The 17,922-nt window shown below is 65.1% G+C and carries 18 protein-coding genes; 8 read left to right on the plus strand and 10 right to left on the minus strand.

Annotated features, from left to right (window positions below; genetic code table 11):
• Positions 1-26: 26 nt before the first annotated feature.
• The 7 genes from AC07O3_RS13465 to AC07O3_RS13495 all read right to left on the minus strand — a co-directional run bounded on the left by AC07O3_RS13465 (position 27) and on the right by AC07O3_RS13495 (position 8,387).
• Complete coding sequence (locus tag AC07O3_RS13465) at positions 27-1,022, minus strand: ABC transporter ATP-binding protein (protein WP_495339529.1); 996 nt, start codon at positions 1,020-1,022, stop codon at positions 27-29.
• Positions 1,019-2,089, minus strand: a complete 1,071-nt coding sequence (locus AC07O3_RS13470; protein ID WP_093075957.1) for an ABC transporter ATP-binding protein — start codon at positions 2,087-2,089, stop codon at positions 1,019-1,021. Before AC07O3_RS13470 ends, AC07O3_RS13465 begins: the two co-directional genes overlap by 4 nt.
• A gap of 25 nt (positions 2,090-2,114) precedes the next feature.
• Entirely contained in the window at positions 2,115-3,026 is a 912-nt protein-coding gene (locus tag AC07O3_RS13475) for an ABC transporter permease (RefSeq protein WP_495339530.1), read from the minus strand.
• A gap of 71 nt (positions 3,027-3,097) precedes the next feature.
• Entirely contained in the window at positions 3,098-4,681 is a 1,584-nt protein-coding gene (locus AC07O3_RS13480) for an ABC transporter substrate-binding protein (RefSeq protein ID WP_093172579.1), read from the minus strand.
• Positions 4,682-4,712: 31 nt separating this feature from the next.
• Complete coding sequence (locus AC07O3_RS13485; RefSeq protein WP_093075960.1) at positions 4,713-5,984, minus strand: M20 aminoacylase family protein; 1,272 nt, start codon at positions 5,982-5,984, stop codon at positions 4,713-4,715.
• A gap of 1 nt (position 5,985) precedes the next feature.
• Positions 5,986-6,966, minus strand: coding sequence for an ABC transporter permease (locus tag AC07O3_RS13490; RefSeq protein WP_093048330.1), 981 nt, complete (start codon positions 6,964-6,966; stop codon positions 5,986-5,988).
• 176 nt (positions 6,967-7,142) lie between these two features.
• Complete coding sequence (locus AC07O3_RS13495) at positions 7,143-8,387, minus strand: porin (protein ID WP_495339531.1); 1,245 nt, start codon at positions 8,385-8,387, stop codon at positions 7,143-7,145.
• 282 nt (positions 8,388-8,669) lie between these two features.
• Here AC07O3_RS13495 and coq7 point away from each other — a divergent pair, with 282 nt between their 5' ends.
• Positions 8,670-9,299, plus strand: a complete 630-nt coding sequence (coq7, locus tag AC07O3_RS13500) for a 2-polyprenyl-3-methyl-6-methoxy-1,4-benzoquinone monooxygenase (protein ID WP_093172588.1) — start codon at positions 8,670-8,672, stop codon at positions 9,297-9,299.
• Positions 9,300-9,309: 10 nt separating this feature from the next.
• Here coq7 and AC07O3_RS13505 read toward each other — a convergent pair whose 3' ends face one another.
• Positions 9,310-9,759: an OsmC family protein gene (locus AC07O3_RS13505; RefSeq protein ID WP_007834112.1), complete on the minus strand. Its 450-nt coding sequence runs from the start codon at positions 9,757-9,759 to the stop codon at positions 9,310-9,312.
• A 271-nt stretch (positions 9,760-10,030) separates the two neighbouring features.
• Here AC07O3_RS13505 and AC07O3_RS13510 point away from each other — a divergent pair, with 271 nt between their 5' ends.
• Complete coding sequence (locus AC07O3_RS13510; RefSeq protein ID WP_495339632.1) at positions 10,031-11,218, plus strand: porin; 1,188 nt, start codon at positions 10,031-10,033, stop codon at positions 11,216-11,218.
• 106 nt (positions 11,219-11,324) lie between these two features.
• On the opposite strand, the gene AC07O3_RS13515 is transcribed toward AC07O3_RS13510, so the two are convergent.
• Entirely contained in the window at positions 11,325-12,455 is a 1,131-nt protein-coding gene (locus AC07O3_RS13515) for a site-specific integrase (RefSeq protein ID WP_495339532.1), read from the minus strand.
• 50 nt (positions 12,456-12,505) lie between these two features.
• On the opposite strand from AC07O3_RS13515, the gene ilvA reads away from it, so the two are divergent.
• A complete protein-coding gene (gene ilvA, locus AC07O3_RS13520; RefSeq protein ID WP_307613826.1) occupies positions 12,506-14,116 on the plus strand; it encodes a threonine ammonia-lyase, biosynthetic in 1,611 nt (536 codons plus the stop codon).
• Between the two features lie 50 nt (positions 14,117-14,166).
• Here ilvA and AC07O3_RS13525 read toward each other — a convergent pair whose 3' ends face one another.
• Positions 14,167-14,799, minus strand: coding sequence for a type II secretion system protein N (locus AC07O3_RS13525; protein WP_093048311.1), 633 nt, complete (start codon positions 14,797-14,799; stop codon positions 14,167-14,169).
• A gap of 50 nt (positions 14,800-14,849) precedes the next feature.
• Between AC07O3_RS13525 and gspG the strand changes: the two genes are divergently transcribed.
• The 5 genes from gspG to gspK are packed head-to-tail and all read left to right on the plus strand — an operon-like array spanning position 14,850 to position 17,817.
• Complete coding sequence (gene gspG, locus AC07O3_RS13530; protein WP_093048308.1) at positions 14,850-15,290, plus strand: type II secretion system major pseudopilin GspG; 441 nt, start codon at positions 14,850-14,852, stop codon at positions 15,288-15,290.
• Positions 15,265-15,777, plus strand: coding sequence for a prepilin-type N-terminal cleavage/methylation domain-containing protein (locus AC07O3_RS13535; RefSeq protein WP_495339533.1), 513 nt, complete (start codon positions 15,265-15,267; stop codon positions 15,775-15,777). The genes gspG and AC07O3_RS13535 overlap by 26 nt, the downstream gene beginning before the upstream one ends.
• Entirely contained in the window at positions 15,774-16,157 is a 384-nt protein-coding gene (gene gspI / locus AC07O3_RS13540) for a type II secretion system minor pseudopilin GspI (protein ID WP_307613829.1), read from the plus strand. Before AC07O3_RS13535 ends, gspI begins: the two co-directional genes overlap by 4 nt.
• A complete protein-coding gene (locus tag AC07O3_RS13545) occupies positions 16,157-16,843 on the plus strand; it encodes a PulJ/GspJ family protein (protein ID WP_495339534.1) in 687 nt (228 codons plus the stop codon). The genes gspI and AC07O3_RS13545 overlap by 1 nt, the downstream gene beginning before the upstream one ends.
• Positions 16,840-17,817: a type II secretion system minor pseudopilin GspK gene (gene gspK, locus AC07O3_RS13550; RefSeq protein WP_495339535.1), complete on the plus strand. Its 978-nt coding sequence runs from the start codon at positions 16,840-16,842 to the stop codon at positions 17,815-17,817. Before AC07O3_RS13545 ends, gspK begins: the two co-directional genes overlap by 4 nt.
• The last annotated feature ends 105 nt before the right edge of the window (positions 17,818-17,922 follow it).

Raw genomic sequence — 17,922 nt, forward strand, 5'->3', positions numbered from 1 at the left:
GCGCCGACCCGGATTAAGCGGCCGTGCTAGATGCGGCCCTCCTCGGCCGCATGGCAAGCGACTTGCACGCCCTTGATGCTCAGCAGCTTCGGCCGCTCCGCCGAGCAGCGCGCATTGGCATGCGGGCAGCGCGGATGAAAGGCGCAGCCCGTGGGCGGGTTCAGCGGGTTCGGCACTTCGCCCTGCACCGGCGTGCGCTGGCGCCCCGTGTGCTTCATCTGCGGAATGGCATCGAGCAGCATGCGGGTGTATGGATGCTGCGGCGCCGAGAACAGCTTCTGCTTGTCGGCCACCTCGACCAGCCGGCCCAGGTACATCACGCCGACCTGGTCGGCCACATGGCGCACCACGGCGAGGTTGTGCGAGATGAAGAGATAGGTCAGGCCCTGCTCGCGCTGCAGGTCCTTCATGATGTTGAGCACCTGAGCCTGCACGCTCACGTCGAGCGCCGAGGTAGGCTCGTCGCACACCAGGAACTCGGGCTGCGTGGCGAGCGCGCGCGCAATCGAGATACGCTGGCGCTGGCCGCCCGAGAACTGGTGCGGGTACTTGCTCATGTCCAGCGGCGAGAGGCCGACCGACTTGAGCAGTTCGCCCACGCGCTCGCGCAGCGCGGCCTTGTCGCTGATGATGCCGTGCTCGCGCAGCGGCTCGCCGATGATGTCTTCCACGATCCAGCGTGGGTTCAGGCTCGCGTAGGGGTCCTGGAAGATCATCTGGATGCGGCGGCGCAGCTTGCGGCCCTCGGGGGTCTTGAACGCGGCGTGCGCGTCCTGTCCGTCGAACTGCAGGCCGCCGCGCGTGGGCGCATACAGGCCCACCAGCAGGCGCGCCACGGTGCTCTTGCCGCAGCCCGATTCGCCCACCAGCGCCAGCGTCTTGCCGCGCTCGATGGAAAAGCTCACGCCGTCGACCGCGTGCAGCAGCACGCGCGGCTTGCGTTCGAGCACGCGGTTGAGCCAGGGCGGCGAGACGTCGAAGGTGCGGGCGAGGTCGTGTGCGACCACGAGCGGTTCGCTCATCGCGTCACCTCCACGATAGGTTCGGCCGCTTCGGGCGTGGCGCGTTCGCCGGCCGCCAGTGCGTCGTGATGCCTTGCCGCGATCTCGGCCTGGCCGGCATGCGGATCGGCGGCATCGTGCAGCCAGCAGGCAGCGCGCGTGGCACCGGCGTGCATGAGCTCGGGTCGCTCGACGAGGCAGCGCGCAAAGGTGCGTGGGCAACGCGGGTTATAGGCACAGCCCGTGGGAATAGCGTTGAGCCGCGGCATTGCACCGTCGATCTGGTTGAGCCTCTCGCGGTCGCTCGTCATGTCGGGAATCGATGCCATCAGGCCCGAGGTGTAGGGGTGCGCAGGCTGGTGGATCACTTCGTGCACCGGGCCGATTTCGGCAATGCGGCCGGCATACATCACGGCCACGCGGTCGCAGGTTTCGGCGATCACGCCCATGTCGTGCGTAATCAGCATCACCGCTGCGCCGCGGTCCTTGCAGACCTGCTTGAGCAGTTGAATGATCTGCGCCTGGATCGACACGTCGAGCGCGGTGGTCGGCTCGTCGGCCACGATCAGCTTCGGCTCAGCCGCAAGCGCCAATGCGATCACCACGCGCTGCCGCATGCCACCCGAGAACTGGTGCGGGAAGTGGTCGATGCGCTGCTCGGCGGCGGGAATGCCGGTGTCCTGCAGCAGGCCGATGGCCCGCTTGCGCGCTTCGCTCTCGGTCACGGGCAGGTGCGCGCGAATGGTTTCTATCAGCTGCCGGCCCACGGTGTAGAGCGGGTTCAGCGAAGTCAGCGGGTCCTGGAAGATCGCGCCGATCTTGCGGCCGCGAATGGGCCGCATCGCGTCGAAGCCGAGGTTGTCGATGCGCTGGCCCTCCAGCAGGATCTCGCCACCGGCCACACGGCCCGGCGGTTCGAGCAGGCCGATGATGGCCGCGCCGGTGAGCGACTTGCCAGCGCCCGATTCGCCCACCACGCCGAGGATTTCGCCGGGCGCGATGTCGAATGAAATGCGGTCGAGCGCGCGCAGCGTGCCGCGGCGGTGCGGGAATTCGACGACGAGGTCTTTGACCTGGAGCAGCGTCATGGTGGCGTTCTCCTTATCTTTCTCTTCAGCGCAGACGAGGGTTGAGCGCGTCGCGCAGCCAGTCGCCGAGCAGGTTCACGCTGAGTGCGATCAGCACCAGCATCAGGCCCGGAAACACCGTGATCCACCATTCACCCGAGAACAGGTACTGATTGCCGATGCTGATGAGCGTGCCCAGCGAAGGCGAAGTCGGCGGCACGCCCACGCCGAGGAACGACAGCGTGGCCTCGGTGATGATGGCCGTGGCCACCTGGATCGTGGCCAGCACCATCACCGGCCCCATCACGTTGGGCAGCACGTGGCGCAGCATGATGCGCATAGGCGCCACGCCGGTGACGCGCGCGGCCTGCACGTATTCCTTGTTGCGCTCCACCAGCGTGGAGCCGCGCACCGTGCGCGCATACTGCACCCAGCCGGTCAGCGAGATGGAAATGATCAGCACGCCGAAGGCGAGCGACTCGTGCGCGCCGGGAAAGAGCGCGCGGCCGACGCCGGCAATGAGCAGCGCCACCAGGATGGGCGGAAACGACAGCATCACGTCGCACACGCGCATGAGGAACGAGTCGAGCCAGCCGCCGAAGAAGCCGGCGAGCAGGCCCAGCACCACGCCGACCGCCACCGACAGCACCACCGACACCAGGCCGACGATCAGCGAGATGCGTGCGCCGTAGATGACGGCCGAGAGAATGTCGCGGCCCTGGTCATCGGTGCCCAGCAGGTACTTGGACGAACCTTCGGCGCTCCATGCGGGCGGCAGGCGCGCGTCGCTGAGCTCGAGGGTGGCGAGGTCGAAGGGGTTGTGCGGCGACACCCATCCGGCGAACACCGCGCAGACCACGCAGACCAGCGCGATCAGCGCCGCGCCAATGGCCACGGGCGATGTGCGAAAGCTGTAGCCGACATCGCTGTCGAGCCAACGGGCGAGTGTTTTTTTCATCGTGAGGCAAAAGGAATGGGCCCGCAAGAAGCGGGCCCATGGTCAGGCCGCCTTGCGGGCGGCCAGCGGGATCACGGCTTGATGCTCATCCACTTGAAGTACATGAAGTTGTCGGCCAGCTGCACCAGCTCGACCTTCTTGCTCACGCCCCAGGCCAGCGACTGCTGATGCAGCGGCAGGTGGCCAATGTCGTCGGCGTGCATCTTGAACGCCTCCTTGATCAGCTCGTTGCGCTTGGCCTTGTCGCTCTCGGACTGGATCTTCTTGGTCAGCTCGTCGAGCTTGGGGTTGCAGTACGCACCCAGGTTGAACTGGCCGGTGCCCTTGTCGTCGGGGCAGGAGGTGAGCGAGCTCAGCGCGTTGTGCGAGTCGTAGGTGGTCGGGGTCCAGCCCAGCATGTAGAAGCTGGTGTCGCGGCGCAGCACCTTCGGGAAGTAGGTGCCCTTGGTCTCGGCCACGAGGTTGATCTTGACGCCGATCTTCGCGAGGTTGGAGGCAACGCTCTGGCAGATCTGGCCGTCGTTCACGTAGCGGTCGTTCGGGCAGTTCAGCGACACCTCGAAGCCGTTGGGGTAGCCGGCTTCGGTCAGCAGCTTCTTGGCAGCCTCGACGTCGTAGGGCAAGCGCTTGTCCTGCTCGGCGGTCCAGCCGTTGATGCCGGGGCCGACCAGGAGACCGGTGGGCTTGGAGGCGCCGCGCATCACGGTCTTCTGGATGCCGACGATGTCGATGGCCTGGTAGAAGGCCTGGCGAACGCGCTTGTCCTTGAACGGGTTCTTGCCCTTGATGTTCGAGTACTGCAGCTCGTCGCGCTTCTGGTCCATGCCCAGGAAGATGGTGCGCATCTCGGGGCCGGTGATCACGCGGGCATTGGGCGCGGCGTTGATGCGGGCGATGTCCTGCACCGGCACGGGCTCCATCACGTCTACTTCACCCGAGACCAGTGCGGCCACGCGGGTAGCCGGGTTGGCGATGGGCGTGAAGATGATCTCCTGCGCGTTGCCGTCGATCTTGCCCCAGTAGGTGCCGTTGCGCGTGAACACGGTGCGCACGTTGGGCTGGCGCTCACGCACACGGAACGGGCCGGTGCCGTTGGCCTTGAACGAGGCGGTGTTCTCGATGCCCTTGCGGCGATCCACCGGCTTGGTGGCCTGGTTTTCCTCGCACCACTTCTTGCTCATGATCATGGTGAGCGAGATCACGTCGGGCAGGATCGGGAAGGGGCCGTTGGTTTCGATCTCGACGGCGAGGTCGCCGACCTTGCGCACGGCCTTGATGTCGCTCAGCGTGGCGCGCAAGTCGGAGCCGTCGCCCTGGGCGCGCGCAAAGCTGAACACCACGTCGTCGGCGGAGAACGGGGTGCCGTCGTGGAAGGTCACGCCCTTGCGCAGTTCGAAGCGCCAGACATTCGGCGAGGTCTGCTTCCAGCTGGTGGCCAGCAGCGGTGCAAGGCTCAGGTCCTTGTTGCGGCCCACGAGGGTTTCATAGACGTTGGCGGTCACGCTCAGCTGTAGCGATTCGTTGAGCGAGTGCGGGTCCAGCGATAGCGCGTCCCCCTGGTTCGCGATGCGGATGGTCTGCGCGCCGGCGACCATGCTGACGGCGCCCAGGGCGCACAAAACGGCGGCCGCAGCCACACTTTTCTTGAAACTCATGGGAACACTCCTCGGGTTGGAATCAAACACATCACGTCGCCGCGGTAGCGGCGGCTCTCCCTGGCTGCGCACCGCGGGTAACGGCAAGCGGCATGCCCTGCTCGATCAGGCCGGCATGCAGCGCGGCGCCAAGCGGCAGGATCTCGTCATTGAAGTCGTAGCGGCTGTTGTGCAGGTAGGCGCCGTCGCGCACGTCCTGGCCGATGCGCAGGTAGGCGCCGGCTTTCTTCTGCAACATGAAAGAGAAGTCTTCGGCGCCCATGCTGGGCTCCATGCTGCGCTCGACATTCTTCGCGCCGACCAGCGACTCGGCCACGTCGGCCGCGAACATGGCCTCGGGCGCGGTGTTGATGGTGGCGGGGTAGATGCGCTCATATTTGATGCTGGCGCTGGCGCCGAAGCCCGAGGCAATGGCCGCGCACAGCTCGTTCAGCCGCTGCTCGATCTGCGCCTGCACGCGCGCGCTGAAGGTGCGCACGGTGCCGACCAGCGTGGCCTCGCCCGGCACCACGCTCATCGCGCCGAGATCGCCGGCCTGCATCGCGCAGATGCTGATGACGGCGGCGTCGATCGGGCGCACGTTGCGCGAAACGATGGTCTGTGCGGCCGTAATGATGTGCGCCGCGACGATCACGGGGTCGACGGTCTGGTAGGCGTGCGCGCCATGGCCGCCCTTGCCCTTGATGCTGATGGTGATGCGGTCGGCCGCGGCCATCATCGCGCCGCGGTTGATGCCGACGGTGCCGGCCGGCATGGCGGGCCAGTTGTGCATCGCGTAGACGGCGTTGACCGGGAAGCGGTCGAACAGGCCGTCCTCGATCATCACGCGCGCGCCGGCGCAGCCCTCTTCGCCGGGCTGGAAGATGAGCACGGCGGTGCCGTCGAAGTCGCGCGTCTCGGCCAGGTAGCGCGCGGCGCCGACCAGCATGGCAGTGTGGCCGTCGTGGCCGCAGCCGTGCATGAGGCCCTCGCTGGCGGAGCGCCAGCCGAAGTCGTTGTCTTCGCGCATGGGCAGCGCGTCCATGTCGGCGCGCAGGCCGATCATGCGGCCGCTGGCCGTCGAACGACCGCGGATGACGCCGACCACGCCGGTCTTGCCGATGCCCTCGTGAATCTCGTCGACACCGCAGGCGCGCAGGGCCTCGCGCACGCGGCCGGAGGTGTAGATCTCCTCGAAGCCGAGCTCGGGGTGTGCGTGCAGGTCGCGGCGGAAGGCCGTGATCTCGGGGTAGAAGTTCGCAATGTGCGCGAACGCGCGGCCGGAGGCCTTGAGGCGCGGGGCCTCTGCTGTCGCTGTCGTCATGTCAGTGCCCTCCCGCCTTGCCAACGCGCAATCGCGGATCGACCACGAAGTACAGCAGGTCGACCACGAGGTTGATCACCACGAAGATCAGGGCGATGAGGCACAGGTAGGCCGCCATCACCGGAATGTCGGCGAAGGTCACGGCCTGGATGAACAACAGGCCCATGCCGGGCCACTGGAACACCGACTCGGTGATGATCGCGAAGGCAATCAGGCCGCCGAGCTGCAGGCCGGTGATGGTCATCACGGGCACCAGCGTGTTCTTGAGCGCATGGCCGAAGTGGATGGCGCGGTTCGTCAGGCCCCGCGCACGCGCGAACTTGATGTAGTCGGTGCGCAGCACCTCGAGCATCTCGGCGCGCACCAGCCGCATGATCAGCGTGAGCTGGAAGATCGCCAGCGTCACCGCCGGCAACACGATGTGCTGCCAGCCGTCGGCACTGAAGAGGCCGCTGGTCCACCAGCCGAGCTTCACGGTCTCGCCGCGCCCGAAGCTCGGGAACCACCCCAGCGTCACGGCGAAGACGAGGATCAGCAGGATGCCGATCAGGAAGGTGGGCAAGGACACGCCGAGCAGCGACACGGTCATGAACACCTGGCTCATGAAGGTGCCGCGGCGCAACGCGGTGTAGACGCCCATCGGAATGCCGATGAACAGCGCCAGCACGGCCGCGACGAGCGCGAGTTCAAGCGTGGCGGGGAAGCGCTCGCCGATGAGTCGCGACACCTTCGCGCCCTGGCGCAGGCTCAGGCCGAACTCGCCTTGTGCGGCATTGACGAGAAAGTGCCAGAACTGCACGAAGAAGGGCTGGTCGAGCCCCAATGCGGCGCGCAGTTCGCGGATCTGCTCAGGCTTGGCGTCCTGCCCCAGCAGGAACACGACGGGGTCGCCGACGTATTGGAAGAGGAGAAAGGCGATGAACGCGACCGCGATCATCACGATCACGGCCTGGATCAGGCGGCGCAGTACAAAGGCAATCATTCATCGAGCGGAGTGAACGGGGCATGCTAGCAGTGCAAGGTGCGTGCCCGCACGGTGGTTCCCCGGGGGTGCGCCTCGTGGTTTCCCCAAGAGTGTCCAGACGAAAAAAAGCCACTCGACTTTCGTCGAGTGGCTTTCGAGCTTTTGATTCGAAGCTGGCTCACGCCAGCGTCAAATTAGAAAGCGTGACGGATACCGAAGTCGTAGCCGGTCGAGGTCTTCGGGGTGAAGCCACCGGTGGTCACGAACGAAGCACCGCCAACGGTCAGAGCTGCGCCGTTCTTGTTGCTGACGCGAGCAACCGTAGCGTACAGAGCCGTGCGCTTCGACAGGTTGTGCACGTAGCCCAGAGCCAGCTTGTTGGCCTTGGGATCAGGCGTGTTCAGAGCGAACGGGTTGAACGGCAGGTTCTGGTCGTACTTGACGTGCGACCACGAAGCGCGGATCAGGCCAGCACCGACCGGCACGGTAGCGCCGAGCAGGTAACCGGTCACATCCACGTCAGGACGGCCACCAGCCAGCGGCGTCACTTCGTAGTCAACCTTGTTCTTGACCTTCGACAGTTCACCGAACAGCTTCACGGGACCGAAGTCATACGAAGCGCCCAGGTTCAGCGTGTTGGTCTTGGTGGTCGTGCCGGCGTAGTAGTCGTCACCCACGGTGCTGCTGCCATAAGCCAGCGCAACGTCCAGAGGACCGTTCGCGTAGCCGAAGCGGCCGCCGACGTAACGACCTTGACGTTGGCTGTTGGCAACGTTAGGCGTAGACAGACCAGGGCTGTACTTATTCTTCTCTGCGAAGCCGTACTGCACTTGGCCGTAGAAACCACCCAGGTTCGGCGGCAGGAAGTAGCCGACGACGTTGCTTGCGCGAACGTAGTTGCTGGAGCCGACGTTGGTAGCGGCGCCAGTCGAGGCTGCGGGGGTGCCGAAGGCGCCGAGCAGAGCGCTGGACGAGAAGATCAGGTTGGTACCAACGCCGTTGGTGCCGAACGGATCGAACACGGTGTCGTTCCAGAACGTGGCGGTGTAGTCACGACCCAGGCGAACTTCACCGAAACCACCCGACAGGCTGACGGTCGAGCGGCGTGCGAACGTCGCGATACCTTCTTGGCCGTTGTCATTGCTGATCGGAGCTTCGAGCCAGAAGCTGGCTGCCAGGCCGCCACCGAGGTCTTCCGTACCACGGAAGCCCAGACGGCTCGAGTTGTAGCCCGAGTTAGCCAGCTGCGTGCTGCTGACCTTGCGGCTGCCTTGGTTCAGGTAGAACGGGTTCAGGAGCGTGGCCTGGTTCAGGTCACGCGAGGTGCTCGAATAGCCGCTGATCGACGCGTCGACCACACCAAACAGCGTGACGGACGACTGAGCCGAGGCAACACCGGCAACAGCCAGGGCAGCCAGAGCAACTAGAGATTTTTTCATTGCAAGTTTCTCCAAGGTTAAACATAGGGCTCCGGTGCGAAGGGCTCACCGTGACTGGCACTTTTGTGCTCCCACCGGACCCCGGGCCAACCTCCTTTTGGGAAGTTGATGCTATTGCACCAGAGCCGCTGCGGCAGGGCAAAACAATTCGCCCGAAATCTTGGATGGCTCGCGCGTTTCGTTGCACGCTTGCAACAAAGGACTTAGACCCCTCTGCGCACCACTATGTGAAATATGACGAGGCTCCGGCATGGCATTTCGCATGTGCGTTCAAATAGCCACATGACGCTCATGATCGACTCTGTTCTGACCGCGGCAGACGCTGCATTGCGCACGCTTTTTGCCCGCCCCCATGCCACGCGGGCGACGCCCGCCCCCTCACAGGCACCGGGTGAAATGAGTGAAGCGGAACGTCGGGAAGCCGGCGCGCTGATGCGGGTGAATCATGTGGGTGAAGTCTGCGCACAGGCGCTTTACACAGCCCAGGCAGCGGTGACACGCGATCCTGCGCTGCGCGCCCATTTCCTCGAAGCGGCGCACGAGGAAACCGATCACCTGGCCTGGACCCGGCAACGCCTTGACGAGTTGGGGGCGCGCCCGTCGATCCTGAATCCTCTCTGGTACGCAGGCGCTTTCGGCCTCGGCCTCGTCGCAGGCCGACTCGGAGACCCATTGAGTCTGGGATTCGTCGCAGAGACTGAGCGTCAGGTGGAGGCCCACCTGGACAGCCACCTCGATCGCCTTCCGTCCGGAGACAGCGCATCCAAGGCAGTGGTCGAGCAGATGAAGCTAGACGAAGCCCGCCATGCGTCACAGGCTGTCGACGCCGGCGCGGCAGAGCTCCCGGCGCCGGCCAAGGCCCTGATGCGCGTGGCCTCCCGCGTGATGACCACGCTGGCGCACCGCATCTAGGCCACTTGGCTCAGGTTTCGATCAGGTCGAAACTGGTGGTGATTTCGGCTGTCTTCGCCAGCATGATGCTGGCGGAGCAATACGTTTCGTGACTCAGTGCGATTGCGCGCTCCACGGCAGAGGCCGGAATTCCCTTGCCCGCCACGGTGAAGTGCATGTGGATCTTCGTGAAGACCTTGGGGTCCTTTTCGGCGCGCTCGCTGGTCAGCTTGACGCTGCAGCGCTCGACGCGATGGCGTCCGCGCTTCAGTATGAGCACGACATCGTAGGCAGTGCATCCCCCGGTGCCGGCAAGAACGGTCTCCATCGGCCGCGCCGCGAGGTTCTGTCCGCCGTTCTCGGGCTTTGCGGCATCCGGTGCGCCATCCATCATCAGGACATGGCCGCTGCCCGTCTCGGCAACGAAGCCCATGGCCGATCGCGTGCCTGCGTCACCGGTCCAACTTACTGTGCATTCCATGGTTTTCGGAGTTCCAGGTCTGGGATGTCGGGCAAAAATGCACGCCGACATCCATTTGTGTGTGGGAAAAGCATCACTCGCTTGTTGCAACGCAACAAACAGTCGATATACTTTATTTCATTGCGCAAACGTATGCGCACCCAGTTGTCTCCTCCACCCTTCCAATTGGTGGATTTAGCCCCGAGCTGCAAAGCTCGGGGCTTTTTTCTTTCCAGGCCACCCTCACCGGCCTTGCCGCCACTCTAGTTTTCGCACCGAAAGGGCAGTTGCTCTGGCTGCCCTGGCTGTTGCCGGTGTTGCCTCGGCTCAGTCGTCCGTCACGCTGTTTGGTGTGGTCGACGCATCGATCAGCGGTTACTCGTCCAGTTCGCGCGACCTGAGGCCCACGAATCTGGGCAGCGTGAAGGTCAGCCGCACGGCGCTGGCCAACTCGGGTTACAACTCGAGCCGCCTGGGCTTCCGTGGTACGGAAGATCTGGGTGGCGGCCTGGCAGCCAGCTTCTGGCTCGAAGCCCCCATCACCAATGACGACGGCGCCACCGGCCTCGCAACCTTCGTTCGTCGCTCGACCGTGAGTCTGTCGGGTGGTTTCGGCGAACTCCGCCTGGGTCGCGACTACACCCCGACGTTCTGGAACGACACCGTCTTCGATCCGTTCGGCACCAACGGCGTTGGCTCCAACCTGATCAACACGGCCAACGGCTTCAACGCCGTGACCTACGGCGCCAAGGACACCGGCGGCTTCGGCGGCAACCAGAACTACTCTCGCGCCAGCAATTCGATCGGCTACTTCCTGCCACCGAACCTTGGCGGCTTTTACGGCCAGGTGATGTATGCGTTCCACGAGAACGACAAGTACAGCAACGGCGGCTTCACCCCGGCGGACAGCTCAACCTCGAAGAGCCGCGCAGGCCGTTACATCGGTGGTCGCCTCGGCTACGCAAACGGTCCTCTGGACGTCGCAGTGGCCTACGGCAACAGCACGGTTGGCGATCAGTACTACGCTGGCACCACTGACTCGGTAAACATCTTTAACCTGGGTGCCTCGTATGACTTCGGCCCCGTGAAGCTGTTCGGCGAACTTTCGCGTGCCGAGAACTCGCGTGACTACAAAAACCGGCCGATCGCCGGCGGTCGTCCCGACGTCGATCTGAACGGCTATCTACTTGGCCTGACTGTGCCAGTTGGTGCAGGCCTGATCCGAGCGTCCTACTCGGCTGTCAAGTACGACGACAACCTGTCGGCCACCCGACGCGACCCGAAGGCCAACAAGCTGGCACTTGGTTACGTGCACAACCTGTCGAAGCGCACGGCCCTTTACGCCACGGTTGCTCGCGTGAGCAACAAGAACGGCGCGGCATTGACCGTGGGTGGCCCGGCTTTCTACAACGCGGCTGCTGGCGTGTTCACGCCGAAGACCTCGACGGGCTACGACTTCGGCATCCGTCACGCGTTCTGATCTTCCTCGTTTGATCCCGATGCTGGCTCTTGCCAGTTCGAATCAGCAAAGCCTCAAGTCGCCCGGCTCACGCCGGGCGGCTTTTTGTCCTTTCTCTCTCTTTTTCTCAGCTCGCCCGGCTACGCCGGCTTTGCAGCAGCCCCACATTCATTTCTCCGCTCAACACCGATGCGTAGAAACGCTCGACCATATTGACGCTCGTGCGCGCATTGCGTGCCAAGGTCAGCATGTCGATCCCTTGCCCGTACAAGAGCCGCAGCGTGATCGCGGTATGACGCAGGCAGTAGAGCGTCCTCGACTGGCCCAGTGGCCCTTTCTCAAGCCCTGCCTTTTCGAGCACCCAGTGAAAGAAGAAGTTGAGCACCGCCAGCGCATGCTCGCGGTTCTTCAACTGCGGCAGGAAGATGTAGTCCTCCGCTCCGCCATACCCATGCTCGCCACGATAAGCGAGCAAGCATTCATAGACCCGCACCGCAGGACACAGACTCACGATGGGCTGACTGTGCCGCTTGGTCTCCGGCAGGTTCATCCGAAGATAGACGTGCTTGCCGCGCACGACCTCGATGTGCTTGTGCTTCATGAGCTTGATGTCGCTCGGACGCACGAAGGTGTTCACCATCCAGCGGATCAGCCAGGGCAGCTCGTCCGGCATGACGAGCAGTTCGCGCGCAATCCAGAAACGTTCGCCGGCCGCGAGTTGATCGAGCACCGGATGCGAGTGCCCGCGCAAGCTGCGCGCGGTCTTGATGATCGTCCGGTATTCCGCAACGCTAAAGCTGCCACGCGGCTGGCTGCGCACCTTGACCTTTGGAAAAGGAGGCGCATCGCGAAGCACACCGATGTGCACGCCGTGCATCACCACCTTGCGCAACAGCACCAGGTACTGGGCAATCGTCGTGCTGGTGAAGCCTTGCTCTCCGAGGTGATCGATCAAGCGTTGCGCGTCGGCGGTTGCAAACGACTGCGCCGACACGTCGCCGAGCAACGGAACGATGTGCGCACGCAATCTGTTGCCCATCACCTGCCATGTGGCACGCCCAATTTCTTTTCGCTGAACGCGCGCAGCCTCCGCCTGCATCAGCCCTTTCGAAAGGTCACTGACAGAAATTGATAACAGATTCTGCTCATTTGTAAATTGATTGGCGGTCGGATGAATCGCGGGATAGGTGCGTCCAAAAAATCCCGAATCATTTGCAGCTGAGGCTTTGCCGAAGAGGTTTATGACATTTGTGTCCATGTCATATCTCGCATGCAATCCCGATGCCTCTTATCATCAACAGTTAGCAAATGAAAACTCCCATGGAAAAAATCGTGCGCAATGCGCCTGTTAATCCGGCGCTCACGCCCGCCGACTATCTCAGAAAAATACTTAACGCTCGGGTCTACGACGTTGCCGTCGAATCAGCACTCGAGAAGGCGCGCGCGCTCAGCGAACGGCTCGGCAACACCGTGCTGCTCAAGCGCGAAGACCAGCAACCGGTCTTCAGCTTCAAACTGCGCGGCGCCTATAACAAGATGGCGCATCTGAGTGCTGCGCAATTGGCAAGCGGCGTAATTTGCGCATCGGCTGGAAATCACGCGCAAGGCGTTGCATTGGGTGCGCGCAAGCTCGGTACGCGCGCGGTGATCGTGATGCCGGTGACCACGCCCAAACTGAAAATCGATGCGGTGCGTGGTTTTGGCGGCGAAATCGTGTTGCATGGCGACAGCTATTCGGATGCCTATCTGCACGCACTCGAATTGCAGGCGCAGCAAAACCTGACCTTCGTGCATCCCTTCGACGACCCCGATGTCATCGCAGGCCAGGGCACCATCGCAATGGAAATCCTGCGACAGCATCAAGGCCCGCTCGATGCGGTGTTCGTCGCAATCGGTGGGGGCGGGTTGATCTCCGGCGTGGCCAACTACATCAAGGCCGTGCGACCCGAGATCAAGGTGATCGGCGTGCAGATGAACGACTCCGACGCGATGATGCAATCGGTCGCGGCCAATCAGCGCGTGAACCTCCCCGACGTCGGCCTGTTCTCCGACGGCACGGCGGTCAAGCTGGTCGGCGAGGAAACCTTCCGCATCGCCAGCGAACTGGTCGACGAATACATCGCCGTCGACACCGACGCCGTGTGCGCCGCCATCAAGGACATCTTCGTGGACACGCGCAGCATCGTCGAGCCGGCCGGTGCGCTGGCGGTCGCGGCCATCAAGGAATACGTTGCCCAGCACGGTCGCCACGGCGAGACCTATGCAGCCATTCTGTGCGGCGCCAACATGAATTTCGACCGGCTGCGTTTCGTCGCCGAACGCGCCGAAGTCGGTGAAGAGCGCGAGGCGTTGTTCGCCGTCACCATGCCCGAAGAGCGCGGCAGCTTCCGCCGCTTCTGCGAGCTGATCGGCGAGATGCCCGCGAGCGACGCCGAAGCCACGGGCGGCGGCGCACCTCGCAACGTGACCGAGTTCAACTACCGCATAAGCGATGCAGCCAAGGCGCATGTGTTCGTCGGTCTCACGACCTCGGCGCGCGGCGAGTCCGCCTTCATCGCGCGGACCTTCGACGAGCACGGATTCAACACGCTCGACCTCACCCACGACGAGCTTGCGAAGGAGCATCTGCGACACCTCGTGGGCGGACGTACTGGCCTCGCGCATGACGAGCGCCTGCTGCGCTTCGTGTTTCCCGAGCGTCCCGGCGCGCTGCTCAAGTTCCTGAGCCTGATGCAGCCGAACTGGAACATCAGCCTGTTCCATTACCGCAACCAGGGCGCCGACTACGGCCGCATCCTCGTGGGCCTGCAGGTGCCTGCCGGCGAAGGTGCCGAGTTCGACGCCTTCCTCGAAACGCTGGGCTATCCCTACGTCGAGGAAACGGCCAACCCGGCGTACCGGCTCTTTCTGCAGGCCTGAAAAAGCAGAAGCCGGCTCAAGGCCGGCTTCGATCGTTCAACTGTCCGCTGCTACTGCGCGGGCGCCTGTTGCGGCGGCGGTGCCATAGCAGCAGGTTGCGACAGCGGGCCACCCGGTTGCTGTTGTTGCTGCGGCAACTGCGGCGGAGCCACCACGGCTGGCATCGTCGCAGGCAGAGGCCCGGTCGGCGCAGACATAGGCACCGCCGGCAACCCGGGGCTGGAAACGCTGATCGGCGCACGCACCGGCAATTGCAGCGTGAACGCCGCCGGGCCGTCGGCCTGCGTGCCGATGGTCGCCGAGCGCAGGCCCACCGACTGCAGCACGTAGTTGTCGCCGACCGACGAGCCGACACGGAACGGCCGCGGCGGCTTTCCGTCGATGGAGATCAACGCGGCCCCCTGCTTCGAAGGGTCGGCCACCACACCCGACAGCGCAAAGCGGCTGGCCGCCTCGGGCGCCACCTGGGCCGTGCGTGACGCAGGCAGCACACCCAGCAGCCGGGCCACCGCATCCGAATCGGCCGTCACCGAAGGCCGCGGCATCGTCGCGGCCGCCGCCACGGCGTCGGTCGGCGAAGCCAGGCGCAGCGCCCAGAACACCGCGGCACCGGCCGCCAGCGCCCAAAGCCCCGTCGTTGCAAGTGGGGCATGCCAGCGAGCGGCTGAGTAGGGACTTGTCATGGCTGCGGATTATCATGCAGCGCGCTTTCCGAATCATGTCCGCCCAAGCTATGAACAAATTCCTCCGTGCCGCCACCCGCACCGCCCAACGCGGCTTCACGCTGATCGAACTGATGGTGGTGCTGGTCATCATCGGCGTGCTGGCGGCGCTCATCGTGCCGAACGTGATCGAGCGCGCCGACGACGCCCGCGTGACGGCCGCCCGCACCGACATCAACAACCTGATGCAGGCGCTCAAGCTCTACCGCCTGGACAACCAGCGCTACCCCACCGCCGAGCAGGGCCTGCAGGCGCTGCTCACGCGCCCGACCACCGGTCCGGCCGCACCCAACTGGAAGGCCTACGTCGAGAAGCTGCCCAACGACCCCTGGGGTCATCCGTACCAGTACATGAATCCGGGCATCAAGGGCGAGATCGACGTGCTCTCGTTCGGCGCCGACGGCCAAAGCGGCGGCGAGGGCAAGAATGCCGACATCGGCAGCTGGCAATAGCGGCTCGGGCGCGCTGCGCCGCAACCGGTATCCACGCCCCCACATCCACCCAGCCCGCGGCTTCACGCTGCTGGAACTGATCGTGGTGATCGCCATCATCGCGATCGCCACCGCCGCCGTCAGCTTCGCGATACGCGACACCAACGCCGCCAAGCTCGATCGCGAAGCCGACCGGCTCGCCGCCCTGCTCGAATCGGCCCGTGCCCAGTCGCGCGCCAGCGGCATCGTGGTGCGGTGGCGGCCCGTCGAAGGCAGCTTCGTGTTCGACGGCCTCCCGCCTGGCGCATTGCCCGCCAACTGGGCCGCCGAGGGCATCACAGCTCAGGCCTCTCTCGCCAACGGCACGCTGGTTCCCGCGCTGCAGCTCGGGCCCGATCCGATCATCGCGGCGCAGCAGGTCGTGCTCTATTCCGCCGGCCCGCCCGCGCGCGCGTTGCGCATCGCGACCGACGGGGTGCGCCCCTTCACCGTATCGGCCGTGCAATGAGCGCGCGACGCCCTGCCCCGTCCTCTCGCATCGCCGGCTTCACGCTGATCGAAGTGCTGATCGCGCTCGGCATCGTCGCGCTGGCGCTGGCCGCGGGTTCGCAGGCCACGATGTCGCTCACGCGCAATGCACAGCGCCAGTCCGATCTCGTGCTGGCCGACCTGTGCGCCGAGAACGAACTCGCCAAGGCTCGCCTGTCGCGGCAAATGCCGGCAATCGGCGACTCGGGCTCCATCTGCCTGCAGGCCGGCGTCTCGTTCAACGTGACCACTTCGACCACGTCCACGCTGAACCCGAATTTCCGGCGCGTCGACGTGCAGGTGCGCGACGGAGCCGACGCGCCGATCCTGCGCATCTCCACCATCGTGGGGAGGTACTGATGCTCGTCTCCAGGTCCCGCGGCTTCACGCTGATCGAACTGCTCGTCGCCATCGCGGTGATGGCCCTGCTCTCGCTCATCAGCTGGCGCGGGCTGGACAGCATGTCCCGCGCCACCACGCAGAACCAGCAGCGCGCCGACGCCGTCCTCACGCTGCAGGCCACGCTCGCGCAGTGGAGCGCCGACCTCGACGCCGTGACCACGCTCGCGCAGACCCGCCCGATCGACTGGGACGGCCGAGTGTTGCGGCTCACGCGCCGTGGCAGCGACGACGCGGCGCCTTCGGTGCAGGTTGTGGCCTGGATGCTGAAGTCCGGCTCCGACGGCGTGCGCTGGCGGCGCTGGCAATCGCAGCCCTTCACCACGCGCGGCGAATGGCAGCAGGCCTGGAACTTCGCAGGCGCCTGGGCACAGGACGGCGGCGCGAGCGCGGCCGGAGGCGGCTACAGCGACGTGCCGCTGGTGCCAGCCAGCAACTGGCAGCTCTATTTCTTCCGCGACAACACCTGGGTGCCGGCCAGCCAGCTGCCTACCGTCGTGCCCAACCCCAACAACCCCGCGGGCCCCGTCGTCGCCATGCCCGACGGCGTGCGCCTCGTCATCACGCTGCCGCCCGGAGACGGCCTCTCGGGCACGCTCACGCGCGACTGGGTCAAGCCGACCGTCGGATCGGCGAAATCATCATGACGGCAACAAAGAAGCGCCAGTCCGGCGCCGCCCTGCTCGCCGCGATGCTGACCGTGATGCTCGTGGCCACCTTCGCCGCCGCGGCGCTATGGCAGCAGTGGCGCGCGGCCGAGGTCGAAGGCGCCGAGCGCGCGCGCGTGCAGGCTGCCTGGGTGCTGGTCGGCGCGCTCGACTGGTCGCGCCTGATCCTCAGCGAAGACGGCCGCACCGGCGGCCCCGACAACCTGGCAGAGCCCTGGGCCGTGCCGCTCGAGGAAGCGCGGCTCACGAGCTTCCTGGCGGCCGACAAGAACGTGTCGAGCGACAGCCTCGAAGGACTGCCCGACGCCTTCCTCTCGGGCCGCATCGTCGATGCGCAGTCCAAGCTCAACGTGCTGTCGCTGGTCGACAACGGCAAGCCGGTGCCCGCCAGCGTCGCCACCTTCACCCGGCTGTTCAACCTGCTGGGCCTGCCGGCGTCGGAGCTCAGCCGGATGACCACGGGCCTGGTGGCCGCCCTTGGCACGGGCACCGCGACCGACGGCGGCGATCCCAGCGCCGCGCCGCTGATGCCGCAGCAGGTCTCGCAGCTGGTGTGGCTGGGCCTGTCGCCCTCGACCGCCGCCGCGCTCGAACCGTACGTGACGATCCTGCCGGTGAAGACCACGCTCAACCTCAACACCGCGAGCGCCGAAGCCATCAGCGCCAGCATGGAGTCGCTCAATATCGCCAGCGCGCGCCAACTTGTGGAGCGCCGCACGCGCGCCTTCTTCAAGGACATTGCCGCCGCCAACGCCGCGCTGCCCAGCGGCAGCGCGCCCTTCAATGCAGCGCAGCACGGCGTGGGCACGCAGTACTTCGAGGTCTACGGCAGGCTGCGGCTGGAGCGCACCTACGTCGAGGAGCGCTCGCTTCTACAGCGCAACGGTGTCACGGTAACGACGATCTGGCGCACCCGCGGCGCCGGCGCAACGGACACTACGGTCAAACCCTGATTTCGATGCCCTATTTGTAGACAAAAAGCCTTCGAACGCGCATGGCGTCTGCGCAACACGCTATCGAAACAAGAGCGTCAGCCTGTCAGACGCGCACCTACAATC

Source organism: Variovorax sp. GW821-FHT09D05, assembly GCF_059416325.1.